A 22,576-nucleotide genomic window follows, 5' to 3' on the forward strand; every position below is an offset into this window, starting at 1 on the left:
TTTGCACTCCTATCGACTTAATGAATAAATTGTTTATGACCTTAAAACTAATACACATACTTGGCTCTATGGGATTGCTCGGTGTTTTTACCGGACTATACCATCTCGTTTATGGAGATTATGCTGTGATGAGTTTTTGCGCTGTGTTAGTAAGTACACTACTCATCATACTCGCTATAATAGATATAGCAAGGCAGTTTAGAGGTCACCTTTAATCTCTAGTAACTGCGCCTTTACGCCTTCTAGCTTGCGTATAATGTCAAAGTTGCTCAAGATCTCCTTTTTTCCTTCCTTAAGATGGATTTTTGCGCCTTCTAGTGTAAAGCCACGCTCTTTTACTAGGTGATAGATAAGCTCTAAATTCTTAATGTCACTTGGAGTAAACTTACGAGTACCACGCGCATTCTTTTTAGGTTGAAGCACGTCAAACTCTTTCTCCCAGAAGCGCAGGAGCGATGCGTTTACATCAAAGGCCTTTGCAACCTCGCCTATACTATAATATCGCTTTTCTGGAAGATCTATGTGCATTAGTCAAGTGATTGATTTTCTAGTGCAGCGGCAGCTAGCATAATATCATACTCCTCAGGAGTAAGATCATTGTGATAAAAATTTACTGGGTTTACCACCTTACCGTTTTTCCAAACTTCGTAATGTAGGTGTGGTCCAGATGAGAGGCCTGTGTTACCTACATAACCTATGATCTCTCCACGTTTTACCTTGCGTCCTACTTTTGTATTGTACTTGCTCATATGGGCATAGTAGGTTTTGTATCCAAAACCGTGTTCTATAATTACCATCTTACCATACCCGCTACCTAAACCTACTTTTTTTACAGTACCGTCACCAGTTGCATAAATAGGTGTGCCAGGCGGAGCTGTAAAGTCCATCCCATTATGCATTTTTCGGTATTTATAAATAGGGTGCACTCGCATTCCGTATCCAGAAGCTATTCTAGAGAGATCTTTATTTTGAACTGGTTGTATAGCAGGTATTGTTTTAAGTAGGGCTTCTTTTTCTTCGGCGAGTTTTGCAATCTCGTCTAGTGATTTAGATTGTATCACAAGTCGTTTTGTGATCTGGTCTATACGTTTTGCACTATTTGTAATCATAGCAGAGTTATCATAACCCTCAAGGTTTTTATAGCGGTTAACCCCACCAAAACCTGCTAGACGCACATCATTAGAGATAGGGCTCGCTTCAAAGAGTACACGATATACATTATTATCACGCTCCTCTACATTTGCCAGTACACGCTCTATCTGATCGAGTTTCTTTTCTTGCATTTCAAACTGAAGTGTCATATTAGAAAGTTCTCTCTCTAGCTTACGCTCTTTAGGTGTGTCTACACCAGAGTTAAATACAGCAATCGTTATAAGAAGCCCCATAAGAGCAGAAGAAGCAATAAAGATAAGTGCGGCTCCAAAGGTGCGTCCCTTTTTTCGCTCTACTTTTCGGTAAGATAGTGTCTCGCTATCGTAGTAATATTTTACCTTAGACATAAGTTAAAATGCTTATTTTTGAGGTTTATTTATGGAGCTGTGCGCTTTCGCGAAAGCGTGATTTCTCAACTTCATAACAGTCAAATATAAAATAAATTATCCACACCTTTCTATTGTATGAAATCTCAAGAGGTACGTAAACAGTTTTTAGAATTTTTTAAGTCCAAAAATCATTCCATAGTCGCCTCTGCGCCAATGGTTTTGAAGGACGACCCGACCCTGATGTTTACAAACGCTGGAATGGTTCCGTTTAAAGAATACTTTTTAGGAAACGCTACACCAAAAAACAACAGACTTGCAGACACCCAAAAGTGTTTGCGTGTTTCTGGTAAGCATAATGATCTTGAGGAGGTAGGAAAAGATACGTATCACCACACGATGTTTGAGATGCTGGGTAACTGGTCTTTTGGAGATTACTTTAAGGAAGAAGCGATTGCTTGGGCTTGGGAGTTTCTTACAGAAGTAGTAAAGGTAGATAAGGATAGTATCTATGTTTCGATTTTTGAAGGTGACGAGTCTGAAGGGCTTAAGCGTGATCAAGAAGCCTATAATATCTGGACAAAGCACATAGACGAGAGTCGCATTATAAACGGAAACAAGAAAGATAACTTCTGGGAGATGGGAGCCCAAGGCCCCTGTGGACCTTGCTCTGAGATACACGTAGACATACGCTCTGCCGAAGAAAAAGCAGCCGTAGATGGGAAGTCACTTGTAAATATGGATCACCCGCTCGTAATCGAGATTTGGAATCTGGTATTTATGCAATACAACCGTCTGGCAAATGGCTCGCTCACAAAGCTTCCTAACCAGCACGTAGATACGGGAATGGGATTTGAGAGATTATGTATGGTCCTGCAAGGGGTGCAGTCTAACTATGATACAGATGTGTTTACACCACTTATGCGTGAGGTAGAAACCATTACCTCATCAAAATGTGGCGAGACAGAAGAAACAGATATTGCGGTACGTGTGATTGCAGATCACGTGAGAGCGGTATCATTTTCTATAGCAGATGGACAGTTACCGTCTAACACAGGTGCTGGCTATGTAATACGACGTATACTGCGTCGTGCCATACGCTACGGATTTACATTTTTAGACACAAAAGAACCATTTATATATAAATTGGTTTCCACACTTGTAAACCAGATGGGAGATGCCTTTCCAGAACTGGAAGCACAAAAAAATCTTATTACAAATGTGATACGAGAAGAAGAGGCTTCGTTCTTGCGCACGCTTGATAAAGGACTCATACTATTAGATAATGTAATTGCAAATACAAAAGGTGATACAGTTTCTGGAGATAAAGCTTTTGAGCTTTATGACACCTATGGCTTTCCAATAGATCTTACAGCACTTATACTAAGTGAGAAAAATCTAAAACTAGATGAAGCTGGTTTTGACGCTGCGCTCAAAGAGCAAAAAGATCGCTCTCGTGCAGCAACTAAGGTGGAGACAGACGACTGGAATATCTTACAAGAAGATGCTGAAGAGGAGTTTGTAGGATACGATACACTAGAAGCATCTGTTAAAATTACTCGCTACCGTAAGACAGAGAGCAAAAAAGACGGGGAGTTATATCAACTCGTATTTAATCTTACTCCGTTCTATCCAGAGGGAGGAGGGCAAGTAGGTGATAAAGGATATCTAGAGACTCCAAGCGGGGAGGTGGTTTATATCATAGACACAAAGAAAGAAAACAACCTTATAATACATCTTGCAAAAAATCTCCCAAGATCTACCGAGGGAACTTTTAAGGCAGTGGTAGATGTGAAGCAACGTAGCCGTACGGCTGCAAACCATACTGCAACACACTTATTGCACCAGGGGCTTCGTAAGATATTAGGAACACACGTGGAGCAAAAGGGAAGTATGGTACATAGCAGAAACCTGCGTTTTGATTTCTCTCACTTTTCTAAAGTGACAATCGAGGAGTTAAAAGAGGTAGAAGATTTTGTAAATGCACGCATACGCGAAAATTTAACTCTAGAAGAGCAACGTGGTATTCCTTATGATCAAGCTATTCAAGAAGGAGCGATAGCGCTCTTCGGCGAAAAGTATGGAGACGCTGTAAGAACTATCCGTTTTGGAAAGTCTATGGAGCTTTGTGGTGGTACGCACGTAAAAAACACAGGAGAAATCTGGCATTTTAAAATTACTTCAGAAGGTGCAGTGGCATCTGGTATACGCCGTATAGAAGCAATTACTAGTGATGCAGCCAAAGATTACTTTACTTCAGAAACCGAAGCTTATAATCAAGTAAAAGCTACCCTTAAAGGGAATCAAGATCCAGTAAAGGCGATTACTAGCCTACTGGATGAGAATGCTGCTTTAAAAAAGCAAGTAGAAGCACTTATAAAAGAGAAGGCTCAAAACTTAAGTGGTGATCTTGCAAAAGAATTTGTAGACATAGATGGTGTAGATTTCTTAGCAAAAAAGGTAGATCTGGATGCGGGAGCCATTAAAGATCTTGCATTTAAATTAGGAGAGAATAAAGACAACGTGTTCTTGCTATTTGGAACAGAGCAAAACGGTAAAGCATTACTAAGCTGCTACATTTCAAAAGAGCTTGTCGCTTCAAAAAATCTAAACGCAGGTACTGTCGTGCGTGAGTTAGGAAAGCACATCCAAGGTGGAGGTGGAGGGCAACCTTTCTTTGCCACTGCAGGAGGTAAAAATCCAGCAGGTATAGACGCTGCCATTGCAGAGGTTAAGAACTATCTTGTATAATGAAACTGCAGACCCAAATACCGCTAGAGCCTGCTTCTCATCAATTTGGGTATGATCATAAACTTTTACTACTAGGTTCTTGCTTTGCGCAAAACATAGGAGACAAGCTAGCATATTATAAATTCCAAGCGGTTACAAATCCGTTTGGAATTATTTTTAATCCCGTCTCACTAGAGCAGCTAGTAGCAGATGCTGTTGCAAATAAAACCTATACAGAAGCAGATGTTTTTGAACTAGACGGCGTCTGGAAATCTTTTTATGCACACAGTGATAAAAACGCCCTTACGAGACTAGGAGCTGTGATACACTTGCAAGAGGCCCAGCAATTACTCAGGCAGCAGCTCATAGAGGCTTCTCATCTATTTGTCACATTAGGTACTGCTTGGGTGTATAAACATATTGAACGTGATGAGGTGGTGGCAAACTGTCACAAGGTGCCACAAAAAACCTTTACTAAACAACTCCTATCTGTCACCGAAATTCAAGAGAGTCTGTCTCGTATTTGTGAGCTGGTAAAAACACTTAACCTAAAAATTGAGATTGCCTTTACAGTGTCGCCAGTGCGTCATATTAAAGATGGTATGGTAGAAAATACCCGTAGCAAGTCACATTTACTCACTGCAGTTCATCAACTTGTAGATAGTCGTGAGGCGAGTTATTTTCCGGCTTATGAGATTGTGATGGATGAGTTGCGTGACTATCGTTTTTATGCAAGTGATATGGTACACCCATCTGAGCAGGCTGTTACCTATGTATGGGAGCGTTTTATAGAGGTGTACGCTTTCGCGAAAGCGCAACAAATAATGAAAAAAGTAGCTCAAGTCCAACAAGGGTTAGCTCACAGACCTTTTAATGAAGACAGCGCTGCGCACCAAAAATTTATTACAGATCTTGCAAAAAAACAGCAAGCCTTAACTGAAGTGTATCCTTTTATGAACTTCTAGATAATCAAAGTAAAAAAGGATCACCCATTCATTTTCTTATAAGCACTCATCCAGGCGCCTCCATTAATTGCTTCAACACCTTTTGATCTAAGGACGGCTGCGGCTGTAGCACTGCGGCCACCGCTGGCACAAACGCATATTACGGGCTTGTTCCAGTTTTTAATCGTTGTGGCTTGGGCGGCTATGTTTTGCACAGGTATGTGCTTTGAGCCTGGTATGGCGCCGCTATCATACTCGGCTTTTGAGCGAACGTCTATGATGATACCATCACGAGAGATGTATTCATTAAGTTTATCCTTTTTATTTCCAAAGAGCTTGCTTAAAAATCCCATAGTTTACTGTATTAATTCTAGGCCATTTGTGATGAGGTGTGCTACTTGCTCCCTGCGATTTTGCACCTCTTTAAGATGTGCGAGTACGGCGGTGTCTTTTGTGAGTTCATATATTTCTAAGGCACATAACCAGTCTTGCGGGTAGTCTTTTTGTAAGCTTGCAAATACCTCAAGAAGTGATTCATTGTCTATTTGATTGCTTTCTCTTTGTAATCGTACTTGCTGGTAGAGCCTGTTAAGCGTGTCTTCTTTTTCTGAGAGTGTAGGCCTTACCGTATTAGTCTCTGCTAGGTGTGTTATGAGATCAAAAGATAAGAAGTCTGCCGCTCCTGCAAAGGCAGAGACAATTTGTGAGCCTATCACTAGGTCAAAATCTCCCATAGATGGGTCGTGTAAAATTTTGTCACCATAAGTTACCGTACAATCTGTAAACTGTATAAGCATTAACTGCCCACCTAGGTTACGCATCCCAGTAACATTTAACCCGCTTACGGTAATACCACTTTCATACTCAAAAGAGATAGGCTTGCCATCATAAAAGTCATAAGCTTTTAAGTCTCTTGGTCCCATATTTTCTATAGAGAGATTTATGCCCTTAAGCTTGCCTAGAGGAGAGCTAAAACCGTTTTTGTAACGGTTTACTCCGTGGCCTATAAGTTCTTTCTCTCTATAAGAAAGTGCTGTTTCACCTTGAGTAGCAAAGTAAACAACCTCATTATCGTCATTTTGAATCATCTCTGTAAATATGCCACTTACTTGTAAGCCTGTGTTGAGTTCTAGTGTTCCTATTTGCTTTGATTCTATGAGTTTTTTTAGTCCGCGCCATCCGCCTTTACGTACTGCCATTGTACCTGCAAATTCTTCTAAGACTTGCATTAGGTATGCAAAGTCTGGTGTGACAAAGAGTTGAGGTTGTGGTTTTGTAATGTCAAATTCTTGGTATGCAGCATCTATCGAGTAAGGTATTTTCTTTACCTCGTCTGTCATACACCAGGTGCTCTCACCTATAGAAGAGAGTAATCCTGCTCCGTAAATTTTTGGGTTTTCTACAGTACCTACCATTCCATACTCTACCGTCCACCAGTGCAGGTTGCGTATAAGTGCAATTTCAGAAGGCTGTACCTCTTTGTTTTGTAATTGTTCTACACTTCTTTCGGCGGCGTCTATGGCTTCTTGTGTGATGCCGTCTGCCTCCTTAAGAATAGATAAAGTACGTACCGCCTCATACATTTCCATATCGTGGGCACTAGAAATGGCTTTTGCACCTATCTCTCCAAATCTTCTTAAATACTCTGCATAGTCTGGACTTGCAATTATAGGTGCGTGCCCAGCTCCCTCGTGTATAATATCTGGTGCAGGGGTATACTCTATGTTTTCTAGCTGGCGTATATCACTTGCAATAACCAACACTTTATAAGCTTGAAACTCCATAAACGCATTAGGTGGTATAAAACCATCTACCGCCACTGCTGCCCAGCCTATTTCTTTAAGAATACGGTTCATCCCGTACATAGAAGGGATGTTATCTATAGAGATACCGGTTTTTTTTAACCCCATCACATAGCTCTCGTGGGCTACTTTACTAAGGTAGTCTACGTTTTTACGCATCACGTAGCGCCATACGGCTTGATTTATGGGCGTGTACTGCTCATAATCTTGTGCTTTGATATATTGTTTTAAGTGTGGCGGAAGCCTGTCTAATAGAGGATTACTCTCAACGTTTGTATGCATAGCGTAAAATTAATTCATAAGTCGTGGTTGTGCTCATATTATTTCAAGATTTGTTTACATAATTATGAGAAGTTCTGGTAGACTTTGTCACGCTGCGCTACCTTGGGTTGTAAGCATTGTAAGTACGCTTTCGCGAAAGCGTAATAAAGTCCAACTCCCCCTTTTTTAGATTAAAGAGTATCATAAGTACTCGTTAATATTTGGAAAAATTATGCTAATGCCCCAGCGTTTGTTAAGAGACGGTAGGGTTATGTTAAGGATGTCTCCAGACTTTAGCATAGGCTTATAACTATATATTTTATGTGGCCTCGATGTCCTTATACATTTGTATCAAACAAAAAATATAAGACTATGAAGAAGACAATAATCACATCGTTATTTGCAATTGCAATAGCAACAGGAATACAAGCACAAACCGAAACAATGGCAGTAAATAATACGCCAGTTGAGATGAACGGTACCCAAGATGATATCAATGAGACAGGCGTGGTAGGGATAAGCGGCTGGACAAGTTTTAATGAGTTGAGCTCACAGATGTATAAACTTAAAGGAGCAAACTACTTTAATACTATTAAAATGATACGCGCTATGGAGCCTACAGTGATGTCACTAGAAGCTACAAAGCCTATGTGGATGAACACAGAGGAGATTAATGAAGACGTAGCAGATTTTAAGAAAGAGTATATGGAACTCACCTCAGAGATGAGTGTAGACAATGATGAGTTCAGAGAAAATCTTGAAGAAATTTCAGAACAGTATGAAGATTTAAGAGAAGAAGCGATGGAAACTTTTATTGACTACCGTAAAAACGTGATGGATGGTAATGAAGAGTATAAAGAAGAAATCGAAAAAAACCATTCTAAAATGATGAACGGCAAAGATGGTCAAGAAGAATATAAAGAGGAGACTAAGAACCTCAAGAAGATACGTGATGGGAAAACAAACCAATAGTATTGGATTGACATAATATTAAAGCCACTCGTTAAGGGTGGCTTTTTTTTATGCTGAGTGGGCAATAATCTGTCTGTAATAGTTAAGATGTTTTTACAGTTAGTCGTTGTGCATTATCTTGCACATAATGAAATCTACTACGCTTACGCGAAAACAAGAAATCTGTATCACAGCCGCTAGACTTTTTAAACAGAAAGGGTATAGCGCTGTAACAATGCGTGATCTCGCTGCAGAGGTAGGTGTAAAAGCGGCAAGTTTATATAATCACATTGCCTCAAAAGAAGAAATACTTAACGAGGTAATAGTAAACATAGCCGAAAGCTTTACCGAAGGCATACAAGGCATACGCCTTGCAGATACAAAAGTGGCAGAAAAACTTGAAGCCGTTATAGCCCAGCACGTACACCTCACGGCAGATAATCCTTATGGAATGGCATCGCTAAATAATGACTGGATGCACCTAGGAGAGGGCAAAGAAAAGTATCTTGCCTTGCGTAGTGCCTATGAGCAGCACTTTAGAGAAATTATAAAAAAGGGTAAAGCACAAAATGTACTTAAGGATATAGATGAGGAAGTGATTCTCTTTTCAACCTTAGGAACTCTAAGAAATCTCTACCTGTGGATTCCTAAAAAGGCAGATTTACAACGATCAAAGCTCATAGATTCTCTCTGTGAGACCCTGCTTAATGGGGTTAAAACGACATAACTTACATTTTACTTTTATAGATACATATCACAAATCACTATTTATAAGGGGTAACTTGTTGTGCTTTTGTGGTTTATGTTAAATAGTTGTAATATTAACTAACAATCGTTAGTTTTACATAGTTCTAAACTATACTATGGCACTTTTTCATTCTCTAAGAGTAAAAGATATTTATAAAGAAACCACAGACTGTTCTGTTGTAACCTTTGACGTACCTGTAGATCTCTATCAGGATTTTAGTTTTAATGCTGGGCAGCATTTAACTCTCAAAGCCATTATAAATGGAGAAGATGTAAGACGTTCATATAGTCTCTGTTCTAGTCCGCTGGATCAAGAGTGGAAGGTAGCTGTAAAGCAAATACCTGGAGGACTCTTTTCTACCTATGTAAATGAAGAGTTGCAAACCGGAGACACTCTGGAGGTAATGGCGCCTAGTGGAAAATTTGGCGTACCGGTAGATACACAAAAGAAAAAAAACTATGTAGCCTTTGCAGCAGGAAGTGGTATAACACCTATGCTGTCTATCATAAAGACACACCTAGCCTCAGAGCCAGATGCGACCTTCAAGCTGTTTTATTTGAACCGCACGGTTAAATCTATTATCTTTAAAGAAGAGGTAGAACAGCTTCGTAATCAATATTTTGGGAGGTTTGAGATATTCTATTTTCTCACAAAAGAGCAACGAGATATCGAGCTTTTTAACGGTAGATTTAATTCAAAAAAACTGCAAACACTTACTAAAACGCTTATAGATGTAAGCACTACAGATGAGGTGTTTATTTGTGGTCCAGAAGAGATGATTTTCTTAATACGTGATGAGCTAGTGGCGGCAGGTTTAGAAAAAGAAAAAGTACACTATGAGCTTTTTGTTACTGGACTCTCAGAAGAAGATAAAAAACGTGCTGCACGACTGGCAGAACAAAAGGTAGAAGGTGTTGAGGTTACCATTATAGATGGTGGTAAAGAGTTTCACTTTACAATGACCGATGAGTATGACAATATTCTCGATGCGGCACTAGGTGCTGGGGCAGATCTTCCATTTGCTTGTAAAGGCGGGGTGTGTTCTACTTGTAAGTGTAAGGTAGAAGGAGGAAATGTAGAGATGAAAATAAATTATGCGCTAGAAGAAGATGAGGTAGCACAAAACCTAGTATTAAGTTGCCAGGCCGTACCTACTACGGAGCGTGTAAAAGTAAATTTTGATGTTTAAGCTTTCGCGAAAGCGGAAATCTAATACAAATTGCTATGAGTGATAAAGAAGTAAAAAACCTAGAAGATCTTTTTGATGCCCGCATTGCGCGTGACGAAAAGATAGAGCCAAAAGACTGGATGCCTGAGAAGTATCGTAAAACTCACATACGCCAGATAAGTCAGCACGCACATTCTGAAATTGTGGGGATGCTGCCAGAGGGCAACTGGATCTCACGCGCCCCATCGTTACGTCGTAAAGTGGCGTTACTTGCAAAGGTGCAAGATGAGGCAGGACACGGTTTATACTTGTACTCGGCTTGTGAGACTTTAGGTGTATCGCGTGAGGAGTTATATGAGCAACTACACTCTGGTAAGGCAAAGTACTCTTCTATATTTAATTACCCTACGGTTACCTGGGCAGATATGGGAGCGATAGGCTGGCTAGTAGATGGTGCAGCCATTATAAATCAAGTGCCGCTTTGTAGCACTTCTTATGGTCCTTATGCACGAGCGATGATACGAGTGTGTAAAGAAGAGAGTTTTCACCAGCGTCAAGGGTTTGAGATTATGCTTAAACTCTCAAACGGGTCGCAGGAGCAAAAAGATATGGCGCAAGATGCACTTAATAGATGGTGGTGGCCGTCACTTATGATGCTTGGTCCTACAGATGCTGAGTCTGTGCATACAGCCCAATCTATGAAATGGAAATTAAAGCGTAAGACTAATGACGAGCTACGCCAGCAATTTATAGATCAAACTGTACCGCAAGCAGAATTGCTTGGACTTACCATACCTGATCCAGATTTAAAATGGAATGAGGAGACGGGACACTACGATTTTGGAGAAATAGACTGGGATGAGTTCTGGCAAGTAGTAAAAGGTCACGGGCCTAGTAATAAAAAGCGTATGAAAGATAGAGTAGGCGCTTGGGAACGTGGTGAGTGGGTGCGTGATGCAGCAATGGCACACGCCAAAAAGAAAGAAGAAAGAAAAAATCAAACTAAGAAAGCAGTCTAGTATGAGCAAGAATTGGCCCCTTTGGGAAGTCTTCGTAAGAAGCAAGAACGGATTGGAGCATAGACACTTTGGAAGTCTACGCGCTGCAGATGCTGAAATGGCAATGGAGAACGCGCGCGATGTATACACACGTCGCAGTGAGGGAGTGAGCATATGGGTAGTAGAAAGCAATAATATCACAGCAAGCAATCCAGAAAATAATGGAGAGCTATTTGAGCCAGCTGCAGATAAGGTATACCGTCACCCTACATTTTACGATTTGCCAGATGAGGTAAAACATATGTAATAGTGAAATCGAAACTGAAACCCAAAAAATTAAGACATAGACCTAAGATGGTCGATTATAGTTTCAATTTCAGTTTTATTTTTAAAAGTTTATTATGAACAAAGATTTATATAACTACATCATAGGTATTGCAGATAACAGCTTGATACTTGGGCAGCGTCTGGGAGAATTATGTGGTCACGGCCCTAGTCTAGAGACAGATATTGCAGGTACAAACATCTCTTTAGATTTATTTGGACAAGTGCGCAGTTATTTTCATTATGCGGCACAAGTCTCGGGTGATGAGAATGCTACAGAAGATACCCTTGCGTTCTTGCGTATAGAGAGAGAGTATAAAAACGTATTACTCGTAGAGCAACCTAATACAGATTTTGCATACACAATTGTACGTCAGTTTTATTTTGATGCCTTTCATCTCTTATTTCTTAAAGCGTTAGAAACTAGCAAAGATGAGACGCTGGCAGCCATCGCAAAAAAATCTATTAAAGAAGTAAGCTATCACTGGCGCTTCTCATCAGACTGGGTGCGCAGGCTAGGTGACGGCACAGAAGAGAGTCACACTCGTGTGCTTGAAGCTGTAAATGAATTGTGGATGTACACAGATGAGCTTTTTCACCAGACAGAGGCAGATAAGGCTATGATAGTCCAAGGCGTAGGAGTAGATACCTTAGCACTTAAAGAGACCTATTATAAAATGATAGGAGATGTTCTTGAAGAAGCTACATTACCTATTCCAGAAAGTAAGTACTGGCACAAGGGAGGTAAGCAAGGAATACATACAGAGCATATGGGATATATACTTTCAGATATGCAATATATGCAACGCACCTACCCAAATATGGAATGGTAGAGAATTATGAACACAGAATATCGAATTTTGAACATCGAAGTATTACTTCGGCGTTTCATATTTGTTATTCTTTATTCGATATTTAAAAATTGATATTAGAAACGCAAAACATACAACCGCATTTGATCTCAATACTTGAAGGAGTAAGCGATCCAGAGATTCCTGTGTTGTCTATTATGGATATGGGTGTTGTACGCGAGGCAATAGAGCAAAACGGTATTGTACGTGTAAAAATAACACCTACTTACTCCGGTTGCCCTGCAATGGATGTGATAGGAGATGATATTGTTTCCGCTTTCGCGAAAGCGGGAAAAACCGCAAAAATCCAGCTCGTACTCGCTCCGGCCTGGACCACAGACTGGATAACTCCACGTGGCAGAGAAGCGCTTGAAAAATACGGTATTGCAGCACCATTATCTCCAGAAGCAGATAAAGAAGCCCTGCTGGGAAATAAGAAAATAGTAAAATGTACCAACTGTGGCTCTACAGAGACACATCTGGTCAGTCAGTTTGGGTCTACCGCCTGTAAAGCATTGTTTAAATGTGATACGTGTCAAGAACCTTTTGACTATTTTAAATGTTTAAAATAATTCCCGCAGCAGCGGGATTCTTTGTTATATGAGTAGTATACAGAAATCAATAGAGAATGGTGTAGCAACGCTCACCTTTAATCGCCCAGAAGTATTTAATAGTTTTAACCGTGAGATGGCATTCTTACTGCAAGATGAGTTAGATGCTTGTAATAAGGACACACAAGTAATAGCCATTATTCTCACCGGTAGTGGTAAGGCATTTTGTGCCGGTCAAGATTTAAAAGAAATTACAGATCCAGAATTAAATCCAGGGTTTAAGAAAATACTAGAAGAGCATTACAACCCGATTATAGAAAAAATACGAGCGATTGAAAAACCTATCATTGCTGCTGTAAATGGTGTTGCCGCTGGAGCTGGGGCAAATATTGCACTAGCCTGTGATATTGTTATTGCACACGAGAAGGTAAGTTTTATACAAGCCTTTAGCAAGATAGGCCTTGTGCCAGATAGTGCAGGTACGTTTTTCTTACCTAGACTTATAGGTTTTGGTAAAGCAAGTGCATTGATGATGCTGGGTGATAAAATCTCTGCAACAGAGGCAGAGAAGATGGGGATGATCTATAAGGTAACTACGCTAGACGAGTTTAATAATGTGGTTACTACAACGGCAACAACACTAGCACAAATGCCTACCAAAGCGATAGGTCTCACAAAGCGATTACTTAATGTGTCTATGACCAATAATCTTGAAGAGCAACTTGCGCTAGAAGGTAAATTACAAATAGAAGCATCAGAGAGTGAAGATTTTAAAGAAGGTGTAGACGCTTTTGTAAATAAAAGACGCCCAGTTTTTAAAGGGAAGTAAAGACTTACGAACCGCAGAATATCGAACAAGGAATATAGAAGTATAAAATTGTAGATTGTGTAAATGAAGAAGTTTGATTTAGAAGAGAGGCTTATCCAGTTTTCGGTTGAGGTTATAAAAATTGGTAACAAGCTAGATGGTAGCTATGCTTCTCAACATCTGTCAAAACAGCTCATTCGTTCTTCAACTTCTGCAGCGTTAAATTATGGTGAAGCACAAGGAGCAGAGTCGCCCAAAGATTTTATTCACAAGATGAAGGTTTGTCTTAAGGAACTCAGGGAGTCATTAGTTAATCTCAAAATACAAAAGGGAGCAGACTTGAGTAAGGATAATAATCCAGTGGATAACTTGATAAAAGAGAATAATGAGCTTGTGTCAATTTTTGTTGCTAGTATTAGAACTTCTCAGGCAAAGAATAGATGATAGGATTTGATTTTTATACGAGTGAGAAAAACTTCTACATTGGATATTCATTAATCGATATTCGGTGTTAAACAATAAGCATTGTTAATGATAAATAACATAGGAATTATAGGCGCTGGTACAATGGGTTCTGGCATTGCTCAAGTAGCTGCAACTGCTGGTTGTGCTGTAAAACTCTTTGATGTAAATCAAGAGGCGCTTGATAAAGCAAAGGCAGCACTAGAAAAAGTACTCAAACGTCTTATAGAGAAAGGACGCATAGACGCCTCAGGAAAAGATAGAATACAAGCTAATATTACATATGTTAACACGCTTAAAGAGTTAGCAAACGCAGATCTCACAATCGAAGCTATTGTAGAAAATCTTGAGGTCAAGAAAAAAGTATTTCAAGAGTTAGAAACCTACGTTTCTGACACGGCGATAATAGCCTCAAACACTTCAAGTCTTTCTATCGCATCTATTGCAGCATCATTGCAAAATCCAGAGCGTTGTATTGGGATTCACTTTTTTAATCCTGCGCCATTAATGAAACTTGTTGAGATGATACCCGCGGTACAAACCTCGCAAAACGTTTTAGACACTTGTGTTGCCGAAATTACACGTTGGAAAAAAGTTGTAGCCATCGCAAAAGATACTCCAGGGTTTATTGTAAACCGCGTTGCACGACCATTTTATGGAGAGGCGTTACGTATGTATGAAGAAGGTGTGGCAAATTTTGCAACCATAGACGCAGCTATGAAAAGTGTGGGAGGTTTCCGTATGGGACCTTTTGAGTTGATGGATTTTATAGGTAACGATGTAAATTATACCGTTACAGAAACTGTGTTTAATGCCTTTTATCAAGATCCAAGATACAAGCCGTCTTTTACCCAACAGCGATATAGCCAGGCGGGATATCTAGGTCGTAAATCGGGACGCGGTTATTATGATTATAAAAATGTCGAGGCAGATAACGCTTTCGCGAAAGCGTCATCACAAGCAGCAATAGCTACTCAAGATAAGGAAGCAATTTTTGAGCGTATTCTAGTAATGCTTATTAACGAAGCAGCAGATGCCTTGTTCTGGAATGTAGCAAGTGCCGAAGATATAGACAATGCGATGACCAAAGGGGTAAACTACCCAAAAGGATTACTAGCCTGGGCAGATGAGAAAGGAATAAGCTGGTGTGTACAAAAAATGGATGCTTTGTATGATGAGTATAGAGAAGATAGATACAGATGCAGCCCACTTTTAAGAAGGATGGAAAAAGAGGGAAAACAATTTTTTGCCTAATCTAGATGCTAGTATGAACGGAGAAAAAATACCTTATAAAATGTTATCTCAAGACGCATACAGCAGTTGGCTAGGTATTGAGATTATAGAGGCACAAGTAGGTTTTGTAAAAGTGGGGATGACTATACGCAAGGAGATGCTCAACAGTATGGGCAAGGCTCACGGTGGGATAAGTTACTCACTGGCAGATACGGCTTTTGGATTTACTGCAAACACGCACGGAAAATATGCCGTGTCTATTGAGACAAGTATAAATCATATAGAAGCTTTAGAAGAAGGAGATTACATCACTGCAGAGGCAACGGTAAACCTTCAGAAGACTAAAGTAGGTTTTAATATTGTTGAAATTAAAAGAGGTGACGAGCTTGTTGCACTTTTTAAAGGGGTAGTTTATCGTACTTCAAAAGATTGGGAAATAGATTAAATAATAAAAAAAGAACTTCGATTTCGACTTCGATTTCGACTTCAATTTCAAAATATGGAAGCATATATCATAGACGGAGTTCGTACTCCTATAGGAAATTATAAAGGAACATTAAGTGCTGTGCGCACAGACGATCTGGGAGCACACGTGATACTCGAAGTCGTAAGACGTAACCCAAATATCCCAAAAGAAGCATACGACGATGTGATTATGGGCTGTGCAAACCAGGCAGGAGAAGATAACCGTAATGTAGCGCGTATGAGTTTGCTACTTGCTGGACTACCTTTTACCGTACCTGGAGAGACCGTAAATCGTTTATGTAGTTCCGGACTTTCGGCCATTATACACGCAAACCGTGCTATAAAAGCTGGTGACGGAGACCTATTTATCTCTGGTGGTGTAGAAAATATGACACGTGGCCCGTATGTGATGGCAAAGCCTTCTACAGCTTTTGGTGGTGATAGTAAGATGTATGACTCGACTTTTGGGTGGCGTTTTATAAACCCAAAGATGAAAGAACTATACGGAGTAGATGGAATGGGAACCACTGCCGAAAATCTTGTTGAAAAATATAACATCTCACGTGAAGATCAAGATGCCTTTGCATATCACAGCCAGATGAAAGCTGCAGCTGCTCAAAAAAGTGGCCGTCTAGCAAAGGAAATTGTTCCTGTAGAAATCCCACAGCGTAAAAAAGATCCCATCATCTTTAAAAATGACGAATTTATAAAGCCTAATAGCTCAAAGGAAGTGCTTGCAAAGCTTCGTCCAGCTTTTAAAAAGGAGGGTGGAAGTGTAACCGCAGGTAACAGCTCAGGACTTAATGATGGCGCAGCGGCAACCATTGTAGCAAGTGAAGCTGCTGTAAAAAAATATGGCCTTACACCACTTGCAAGAATTGTAAGTTCTGCAGTGGTAGGTGTCGAGCCACGCATTATGGGAATAGGTCCAGTACAAGCTTCAAACAAGGCGCTTCAAAAAGCAGGTCTTACACTTGAAGATATGGATGTTATAGAACTTAATGAAGCATTTGCCTCACAAGCGCTAGCTTGTATACGTGAGTGGGGACTGGCAGATGATGATGCGAGAATAAACCCTAACGGAGGCTCTATCGCAATAGGTCATCCGCTAGGTGTAACAGGGACGCGTATTGCATATTCGGCGGCTGTAGAGCTTAAAGAACAAGGAAAACGCTATGCACTTGTGACAATGTGTATAGGTGTAGGTCAAGGCTATGCCGCAGTGATAGAAAACGTGGCTGTTTCATAATCAAATAATTGAATCTTATGAAAATTTTGGTAATAGGTGGTAATGGGACTATAGGTAAAACTATAACAGCACACTTTTCTAAAGAAGATGAGGTGGTTGTAGCTGGCCGAAGTTCTGGAGATGTCACTGTAGATATAGCATCTGCAGGTTCTATCATAAAAATGTTTGAAACTGTAGGTACAGTAGATGCAATTATAAATGTAGCTGGAGATGCAAAGTGGGATACATTTGATAACCTAAGTGAAGAGGATTTTTACATAGGTATTAAAAGTAAAATGATGGGCCAGGTTAATCTTGTGAGATTAGGGAGAAAATATCTTAACGATGGTGGATCCATAACATTAACAACAGGAATTCTTGCAGATGAGCCTGTGTATATGACTACAAGTGCCGCAATGGTTAATGGAGCAATCCAAAGTTTTGTAATGGCGGTGGCATTAGAGTTAGATCGTGGTTTGAGAGTAAATGTAGTTTCTGCAGATCTTGTAGAAGATGCGTTTGAGAAGTATAAAGATTTCTTCCCAGGAAATACACCAGTACCTATGGATAAAGTGGTTGCTGGTTACATAAAGTCTGTAAAAGGAAAAATTAATGGAGCTGTCATTCGTATACGAGGGTAGACCGCTTTCGCGAAAGCAAAAAAAAGAATAACATCGGCGCTGATATCGATTTCAGTTTCCGATTTCAAAAACGAGCGTTTTATGATTTTAGAATCTTATATAAATGGCCATTGGGTAAAAGGTGATGACAGCAATACACGTAATATGTATGACGCCATCACGGGAGATGTAATAGGTCTCACAAGTACCGAAGGTCTAGATATTGCCAGTGCATTACAATTTGGACGTGATAATGGAAAGGCGTTACGAGATATGACCTTTCATCAGCGCGGTAATATGATTAAAAAACTGGCGCTTTACCTTAACAAGCGCAAGGAGCAGTTTTATGAGATTAGTTACAAAACCGGAGCAACAAGAGCAGATAGCTGGGTAGATATAGAAGGAGGTTTTGGAAACCTCTTTGCAAATGCTAGCTTGCGTAAGCTCTTTCCAGATCAAAGCTATGCTGTAGAAGGTGATGCAATAGATTTATCAAGAGGTGGGCGTTTTATGGCGCACCATATTTTGGTTCCAAAAAAAGGTGTTGCGGTTCATATTAACGCTTTTAACTTCCCTGTATGGGGTATGTTAGAAAAATGTGCTGTAAACTGGATGGCAGGTATGCCAGCAGTTGTGTTACCAGCACCACAAACCGCTTTCTTAACAGAGGCTGTTGTGAGAGAGATTATAAACAGCGGTATATTACCTAAGGGAGCTTTACAATTACTCTCAGGTCTTACAACATCTATACTAGATACCGTAAATAGTCAAGACGTGGTAACCTTTACTGGAAGCGCGCATACTGGGAGAAAGTTAAAAGTACATCCTCGACTTACAGAAGAGAGTGTGCCTTTTACAATGGAGGCAGATAGTCTTAACGCATCAATACTTGGTCCAGACGCTGTACCGGGTACACCAGAGTTTGCTATTTTTATTAAGGAGGTACGTAAAGAGATTACGTCTAAGTGTGGTCAAAAATGTACGGCAATACGCCGTGTGATTGTACCAGAAAACTTGATGGAAGATGTGCAGATTGCTCTAGGCAAACAGCTAGAACGCACGGTTATAGGAGATCCAAAATTGCGCGAGGTGAGAATGGGAGCCCTCATTAATAATGACCAGCGTGATGCTATAAAAACGCAAATTGCCAAAATAGCCCAAACAGCAGATATGGTGTATGGATCTACAGATACCATAGAGGCGATGGGTGCAGACGGAGCAAAGGGTGCTTTTATGAGCCCTATTGTGATGCGTGAAAATAATCCGTTTAAAAATACGCAGGTGCACGAGATTGAAGCCTTTGGCCCTGTAACGACACTTATGCCATATAACGGTGTGGAGGAAGCTATAGAACTCGCCCAGATGGGTAAGGGGTCTCTTGTGAGTAGTGTGGTTACTGCAGATGACGCTTTCGCGAAAGCGTACACCATAGAAGCAGCATCACACCACGGAAGAATATTGACACTTAACCGCGACAGTGCGCCGCAAAGTACGGGTCACGGCTCACCATTACCATTACTGGTACACGGAGGTCCAGGTCGTGCCGGCGGAGGTGAGGAGATGGGAGGAATACGAGGTATAAAACATTATATGCAGCGTTGTGCCGTGCAGGGAAGCCCTACAAGCCTTACTGAAATTACAGGTATCTACCAGCCTAATGGAGATTACAAGGAGGCAGAACAGCATCCTTTTGCATACCATTATGAAGATATTAAACCAGGGATGAGTTTAAAAACTCATAAGCGTACGATTACTGATAATGATATACAGAATTTTGCAAATCTTACCTGGGACCACTTTTATGCACATACTGATATTACAAGTTTAGACGGGAGTATCTTTGAGAAAAGAACGGCACACGGTTACTTTATTATTTCGGCTGCTGCAGGATTATTTGTGTATCCTAACAAAGGTCCGGTGAGTGCAAACTATGGGCTTGAAGATATTCGCTTCTTGAGACCGTTATATCACAATGATACCATCTATGTGCGCCTTACCTGTAAGGAAAAGCGTGAGAGAGATGTGAGCGGTAGGGAACATCCTAGCGGTATTGTAAAATGGTATGTTGAGGTGTTTGACGCAGAGCCAGTAGATTATGAAAATGGAAAGACAGATGAAGAGGCAGAGGCGCTAGTAGCAGTGGCGACCATCCTTACAATGGTAGAAAAGAAACAAACTACCTTTGTTGAAATGACAGAGAGTCGCATTGATACTTGTCTCTCAAAACTTAATCAAGATACAAAGCCAGTCTGGGGAACAATGACACCACAACAAATGGTAGAGCACCTTGAGTTAACCTACCGTATAGCCGCTGGTGAAATACAAGATTTTGAGGTGGCCACACCAGATAAAGTACTTGACAAGGTGGCTGCAACACTCTGGGATTATAAAAAAATGCCTAGAGATTACAACTTCCCGCTATATGAAGCAGGAATTCAACCGGCTTTACAACACAAAGACCTAGATGAAGCAAAAAAAGCGATGCTAGACGCAAGAAAGGCATATCTTGATTTTTACAAGAAGAATAAAAGGGCAACGACTAACAATGCAGTCTTTGGCGAGCTTAACAACTATGAGTGGTACTTAATGGAGCGCAAGCATCTTAATCACCACTTTGAACAATTTAACCTTATAGATTAATAAACGTATTGCTTGTAATTACATACAAGCAACGATAATAGTAATTTTACATTATGAGTGATCCACACGTAAAAGAACATATAGAAAACGGAATTTCAACCATAGAGTTTTTTCATCCAGCGCACAATAGTTTGCCCGGTGATATACTTGCAAAACTAGCTTTGACTATTAAAGAAGCTGGTGAAAATGATGCTGTAAAAGTAATTGTACTTAAATCTGGAGGTGACCGTACTTTTTGTGCAGGAGCAAGTTTTAAGGAGCTTATAAGTATTAATGATAAAGAGACAGGACGCGTGTTTTTCTCTGGCTTTGCAAATGTGATTAATGCAATGCGTAAGTGTCCTAAGTTTATTATAGGTCGCGTGCAAGGTAAAACTGTAGGTGGCGGCGTAGGTGTTGCAAGTGCAACAGATTACTGTATGGCGAGTAAGTTTGCCAGTATAAAACTGAGCGAACTAAACATAGGGATAGGTCCTTTTGTAGTAGGTCCAGCGGTAGAGCGTAAATTGGGGCTTACAGGGATGTCTCAAATTGCCATCGATGCAAATACATTTTATGATGCAGAGTGGGCACGACAAAAAGGATTATATGCACACGTTTATGATAGTACAGAAGAGCTAGATGCTGCCGTACAAGCCACTGCAGAAAATCTTTGTAAGTATAACCCAGAGGCAATGCGTGAGATGAAAAAGATGATGTGGTCTGGTACAGAGCACTGGGATGAGCTACTAGCAGAGCGAGCAGCAATATCTGGAAAACTTGTACTTTCTGACTTTACAAAAGAAACCCTCAAACGCTTTAAATAAGCGTTTGAGGATTATATTACTCCACGCGTTCTATGCTGTGTATAGGGATGAGAGTTCCTTTTTTAAGTATAACATCCTTCTGGGTAACACCCCATATGGTTGTATTTACTTTTATAAGACGGTTTAAAGAATCTCTAAAGTATATGGAGACTTTATTTTTAAAAAGATTTCCTAGGCGCATTGCTCTTATGAGTGCTAGTGATCTTTTGCGTTTTTCGGTCTCGTTTGTGATTACTTCTTTATTTGCAAATCGTAATAAGTGAAGTCTCTCCTTGGTCGTGCTGTATATATTTCTTTCTCCTTTCATAATCCTTCTCGTTTTTTAAATACGTCGTATTTTTATCTTAAAGCTAACAACTCTTTCTATTTTAGAGTTCCATTTTAAAACAACTTTAGCATATGGTCTATTCATTCAAAGGACACATTCCCGTGGTTCACGAGTCTAGTTTTGTGCATCCGCTGGCTGCGGTTACTGGTAATGTAATTATTGGTAAAAATTGCTACATAGGTCCTGGCGCAGCAATACGTGGTGATTGGGGTGAGATCATTCTTGAAGATGGTGTAAACGTACAAGAAAACTGTACCGTACATATGTTTCCAGGTAAGAGTATACGCTTTCGCGAAAGCGCACATATAGGCCACGGAGCCGTCATACACGGCGCAAACTTAGGCCGCAACTGCTTGATAGGTATGAACAGCGTGATAATGGATGATGCCGTTATAGGTGACGAATGTATAGTAGGTGCAATGGCATTTGTAAAAGCCGAAAGTGTTTTTGAACCCCGCCAGCTCATCGTAGGAAACCCTGCAAAAGCTATAAAAGAAGTTACAAATCAAATGATAGCCTGGAAAACTGCAGGAACAAAATTATACCAGCGACTACCTGCCGATTGTCACGAGAGCTTAAGAGAGGTGGAGCCTTTACGAGAGAAACCTCTAGACAGACCAGAGCAAGAAGATTTTTATAAAACGCTACAAGACTTTAGAAAAGAAAACTAAAACAAGGAGCTCAAGTCTAGCCTATTAGTTTCCTTACTACTGGATAGTACAATGTGACTTTGTAAATTACCTATGTATGGGAGTAGGGTAAGCTTTGTGATAATAAAACGCTCATAGGCTTCTATATCTTCTACCACAAGTTTAAGAAGGTAGTCAAAACCACCACTCACACGATGGCACTCTATTACCTCTGGAAAGCCGTTTATCTCATTAACAAATTTCTCTAGGTAGCTACGCGTGTGTCCTTGCAGCGATATAGCGATAAAGACGGTTTGTTTAAGCCCGACTTTTTTTGCATTTATACGAGCAGAGTAGCCATCTATTAATCCTTCTTTTTCTAACTTTTTAATACGTTCAAAAATGGGCGTTGTAGACTTGCCTAATTTTTCGGCTAGGGCTTTTACGGTTTGATTTGAGTCCTCTTGCAATAATATGAGTAATTGCTGGTCTGTAGCATCTAGTCGCATAATAAATCACTTTATTTAGACTGTAAAGATGGGCTATTTAGA

Annotated in this window: 25 protein-coding genes; 19 read left to right on the plus strand and 6 right to left on the minus strand. The window is 40.2% G+C overall.

What is annotated here, in order from left to right; all coding sequences use genetic code 11:
* Window positions 1-35: 35 nt before the first annotated feature.
* Entirely contained in the window at window positions 36-215 is a 180-nt protein-coding gene (locus I597_RS05425; RefSeq protein WP_152594971.1) for a hypothetical protein, read from the plus strand.
* Here the strand turns inward: I597_RS05425 and I597_RS05430 are convergent.
* Window positions 199-528, minus strand: coding sequence for a MerR family transcriptional regulator (locus I597_RS05430; RefSeq protein ID WP_035327266.1), 330 nt, complete (start codon window positions 526-528; stop codon window positions 199-201). The two genes, I597_RS05425 and I597_RS05430, sit on opposite strands and share 17 nt — an antisense overlap.
* Window positions 528-1,499 (minus strand): M23 family metallopeptidase, encoded by a 972-nt coding sequence (locus tag I597_RS05435; RefSeq protein ID WP_035327269.1) that lies wholly within the window; start codon window positions 1,497-1,499, stop codon window positions 528-530. The genes I597_RS05430 and I597_RS05435 overlap by 1 nt, the downstream gene beginning before the upstream one ends.
* 117 nt (window positions 1,500-1,616) lie before the next feature.
* On the opposite strand from I597_RS05435, the gene alaS reads away from it, so the two are divergent.
* Both alaS and I597_RS05445 read left to right on the plus strand, forming a co-directional pair.
* Window positions 1,617-4,229 (plus strand): alanine--tRNA ligase, encoded by a 2,613-nt coding sequence (alaS, locus tag I597_RS05440; RefSeq protein ID WP_035327272.1) that lies wholly within the window; start codon window positions 1,617-1,619, stop codon window positions 4,227-4,229.
* Window positions 4,229-5,173: a GSCFA domain-containing protein gene (locus I597_RS05445; protein ID WP_035327275.1), complete on the plus strand. Its 945-nt coding sequence runs from the start codon at window positions 4,229-4,231 to the stop codon at window positions 5,171-5,173. Before alaS ends, I597_RS05445 begins: the two co-directional genes overlap by 1 nt.
* Window positions 5,174-5,193: 20 nt before the next feature.
* On the opposite strand, the gene I597_RS05450 is transcribed toward I597_RS05445, so the two are convergent.
* Together I597_RS05450 and I597_RS05455 are read right to left on the minus strand one after the other, a co-directional pair.
* Window positions 5,194-5,505 (minus strand): rhodanese-like domain-containing protein, encoded by a 312-nt coding sequence (locus tag I597_RS05450; RefSeq protein WP_035327277.1) that lies wholly within the window; start codon window positions 5,503-5,505, stop codon window positions 5,194-5,196.
* A gap of 3 nt (window positions 5,506-5,508) precedes the next feature.
* The gene (locus I597_RS05455; protein ID WP_035327279.1) at window positions 5,509-7,236 is read right to left on the minus strand and encodes an aromatic amino acid hydroxylase; all 1,728 of its coding nucleotides are present in this window, start codon (window positions 7,234-7,236) and stop codon (window positions 5,509-5,511) included.
* A gap of 351 nt (window positions 7,237-7,587) precedes the next feature.
* Here I597_RS05455 and I597_RS05460 point away from each other — a divergent pair, with 351 nt between their 5' ends.
* From I597_RS05460 to I597_RS05530, 15 genes are all read left to right on the plus strand, one after another.
* Window positions 7,588-8,187: a hypothetical protein gene (locus I597_RS05460; protein WP_035327281.1), complete on the plus strand. Its 600-nt coding sequence runs from the start codon at window positions 7,588-7,590 to the stop codon at window positions 8,185-8,187.
* A 127-nt stretch (window positions 8,188-8,314) separates the two neighbouring features.
* A complete protein-coding gene (locus I597_RS05465) occupies window positions 8,315-8,893 on the plus strand; it encodes a TetR/AcrR family transcriptional regulator (protein WP_035327283.1) in 579 nt (192 codons plus the stop codon).
* 136 nt (window positions 8,894-9,029) lie between these two features.
* Window positions 9,030-10,103 carry a 1,2-phenylacetyl-CoA epoxidase subunit PaaE gene (gene paaE, locus I597_RS05470; protein ID WP_035327285.1) on the plus strand — a complete coding sequence of 358 codons (1,074 nt, stop codon included), beginning with the start codon at window positions 9,030-9,032 and terminating at the stop codon, window positions 10,101-10,103.
* A 35-nt stretch (window positions 10,104-10,138) separates the two neighbouring features.
* Window positions 10,139-11,101 carry a 1,2-phenylacetyl-CoA epoxidase subunit PaaA gene (gene paaA, locus I597_RS05475; RefSeq protein ID WP_035327287.1) on the plus strand — a complete coding sequence of 321 codons (963 nt, stop codon included), beginning with the start codon at window positions 10,139-10,141 and terminating at the stop codon, window positions 11,099-11,101.
* A gap of 1 nt (window position 11,102) precedes the next feature.
* Window positions 11,103-11,387, plus strand: coding sequence for a 1,2-phenylacetyl-CoA epoxidase subunit PaaB (gene paaB, locus I597_RS05480; protein WP_035327289.1), 285 nt, complete (start codon window positions 11,103-11,105; stop codon window positions 11,385-11,387).
* Window positions 11,388-11,481: 94 nt separating this feature from the next.
* Window positions 11,482-12,237 (plus strand): 1,2-phenylacetyl-CoA epoxidase subunit PaaC, encoded by a 756-nt coding sequence (gene paaC, locus I597_RS05485; protein WP_035327292.1) that lies wholly within the window; start codon window positions 11,482-11,484, stop codon window positions 12,235-12,237.
* 122 nt (window positions 12,238-12,359) lie between these two features.
* Window positions 12,360-12,827 (plus strand): 1,2-phenylacetyl-CoA epoxidase subunit PaaD, encoded by a 468-nt coding sequence (gene paaD / locus I597_RS05490; protein WP_394357291.1) that lies wholly within the window; start codon window positions 12,360-12,362, stop codon window positions 12,825-12,827.
* Between the two features lie 28 nt (window positions 12,828-12,855).
* Window positions 12,856-13,635 carry an enoyl-CoA hydratase-related protein gene (locus I597_RS05495; protein WP_035327296.1) on the plus strand — a complete coding sequence of 260 codons (780 nt, stop codon included), beginning with the start codon at window positions 12,856-12,858 and terminating at the stop codon, window positions 13,633-13,635.
* Between the two features lie 63 nt (window positions 13,636-13,698).
* Complete coding sequence (locus I597_RS05500; protein WP_035327299.1) at window positions 13,699-14,058, plus strand: four helix bundle protein; 360 nt, start codon at window positions 13,699-13,701, stop codon at window positions 14,056-14,058.
* 87 nt (window positions 14,059-14,145) lie between these two features.
* A complete protein-coding gene (locus tag I597_RS05505; RefSeq protein ID WP_035327301.1) occupies window positions 14,146-15,330 on the plus strand; it encodes a 3-hydroxyacyl-CoA dehydrogenase NAD-binding domain-containing protein in 1,185 nt (394 codons plus the stop codon).
* Window positions 15,331-15,343: 13 nt separating this feature from the next.
* Complete coding sequence (locus tag I597_RS05510; RefSeq protein ID WP_035329023.1) at window positions 15,344-15,754, plus strand: PaaI family thioesterase; 411 nt, start codon at window positions 15,344-15,346, stop codon at window positions 15,752-15,754.
* A gap of 54 nt (window positions 15,755-15,808) precedes the next feature.
* Window positions 15,809-17,023, plus strand: coding sequence for a 3-oxoadipyl-CoA thiolase (pcaF, locus tag I597_RS05515; RefSeq protein WP_035327303.1), 1,215 nt, complete (start codon window positions 15,809-15,811; stop codon window positions 17,021-17,023).
* Window positions 17,024-17,040: 17 nt separating this feature from the next.
* The gene (locus tag I597_RS05520) at window positions 17,041-17,643 is read left to right on the plus strand and encodes a short chain dehydrogenase (RefSeq protein WP_035327304.1); all 603 of its coding nucleotides are present in this window, start codon (window positions 17,041-17,043) and stop codon (window positions 17,641-17,643) included.
* Window positions 17,644-17,724: 81 nt separating this feature from the next.
* Entirely contained in the window at window positions 17,725-20,262 is a 2,538-nt protein-coding gene (gene paaZ, locus I597_RS05525; RefSeq protein WP_035327306.1) for a phenylacetic acid degradation bifunctional protein PaaZ, read from the plus strand.
* A 53-nt stretch (window positions 20,263-20,315) separates the two neighbouring features.
* Complete coding sequence (locus I597_RS05530) at window positions 20,316-21,068, plus strand: enoyl-CoA hydratase/isomerase family protein (protein ID WP_035327308.1); 753 nt, start codon at window positions 20,316-20,318, stop codon at window positions 21,066-21,068.
* Window positions 21,069-21,084: 16 nt separating this feature from the next.
* Here the strand turns inward: I597_RS05530 and I597_RS05535 are convergent, their stop codons facing one another.
* Window positions 21,085-21,375: a hypothetical protein gene (locus I597_RS05535; RefSeq protein ID WP_035327311.1), complete on the minus strand. Its 291-nt coding sequence runs from the start codon at window positions 21,373-21,375 to the stop codon at window positions 21,085-21,087.
* Between the two features lie 92 nt (window positions 21,376-21,467).
* Between I597_RS05535 and I597_RS05540 the strand changes: the two genes are divergently transcribed.
* Window positions 21,468-22,067: an acyltransferase gene (locus tag I597_RS05540; protein ID WP_035327314.1), complete on the plus strand. Its 600-nt coding sequence runs from the start codon at window positions 21,468-21,470 to the stop codon at window positions 22,065-22,067.
* Here I597_RS05540 and I597_RS05545 read toward each other — a convergent pair.
* On the minus strand, window positions 22,064-22,534 hold the full coding sequence (locus I597_RS05545; protein ID WP_035327315.1) for an Lrp/AsnC family transcriptional regulator: 471 nt from the start codon (window positions 22,532-22,534) through the stop codon (window positions 22,064-22,066). The genes I597_RS05540 and I597_RS05545 overlap by 4 nt on opposite strands.
* Between the last annotated feature and the right edge of the window lie 42 nt (window positions 22,535-22,576).

The organism is Dokdonia donghaensis DSW-1 (assembly GCF_001653755.1).
GTDB lineage: Bacteria > Bacteroidota > Bacteroidia > Flavobacteriales > Flavobacteriaceae > Dokdonia > Dokdonia donghaensis.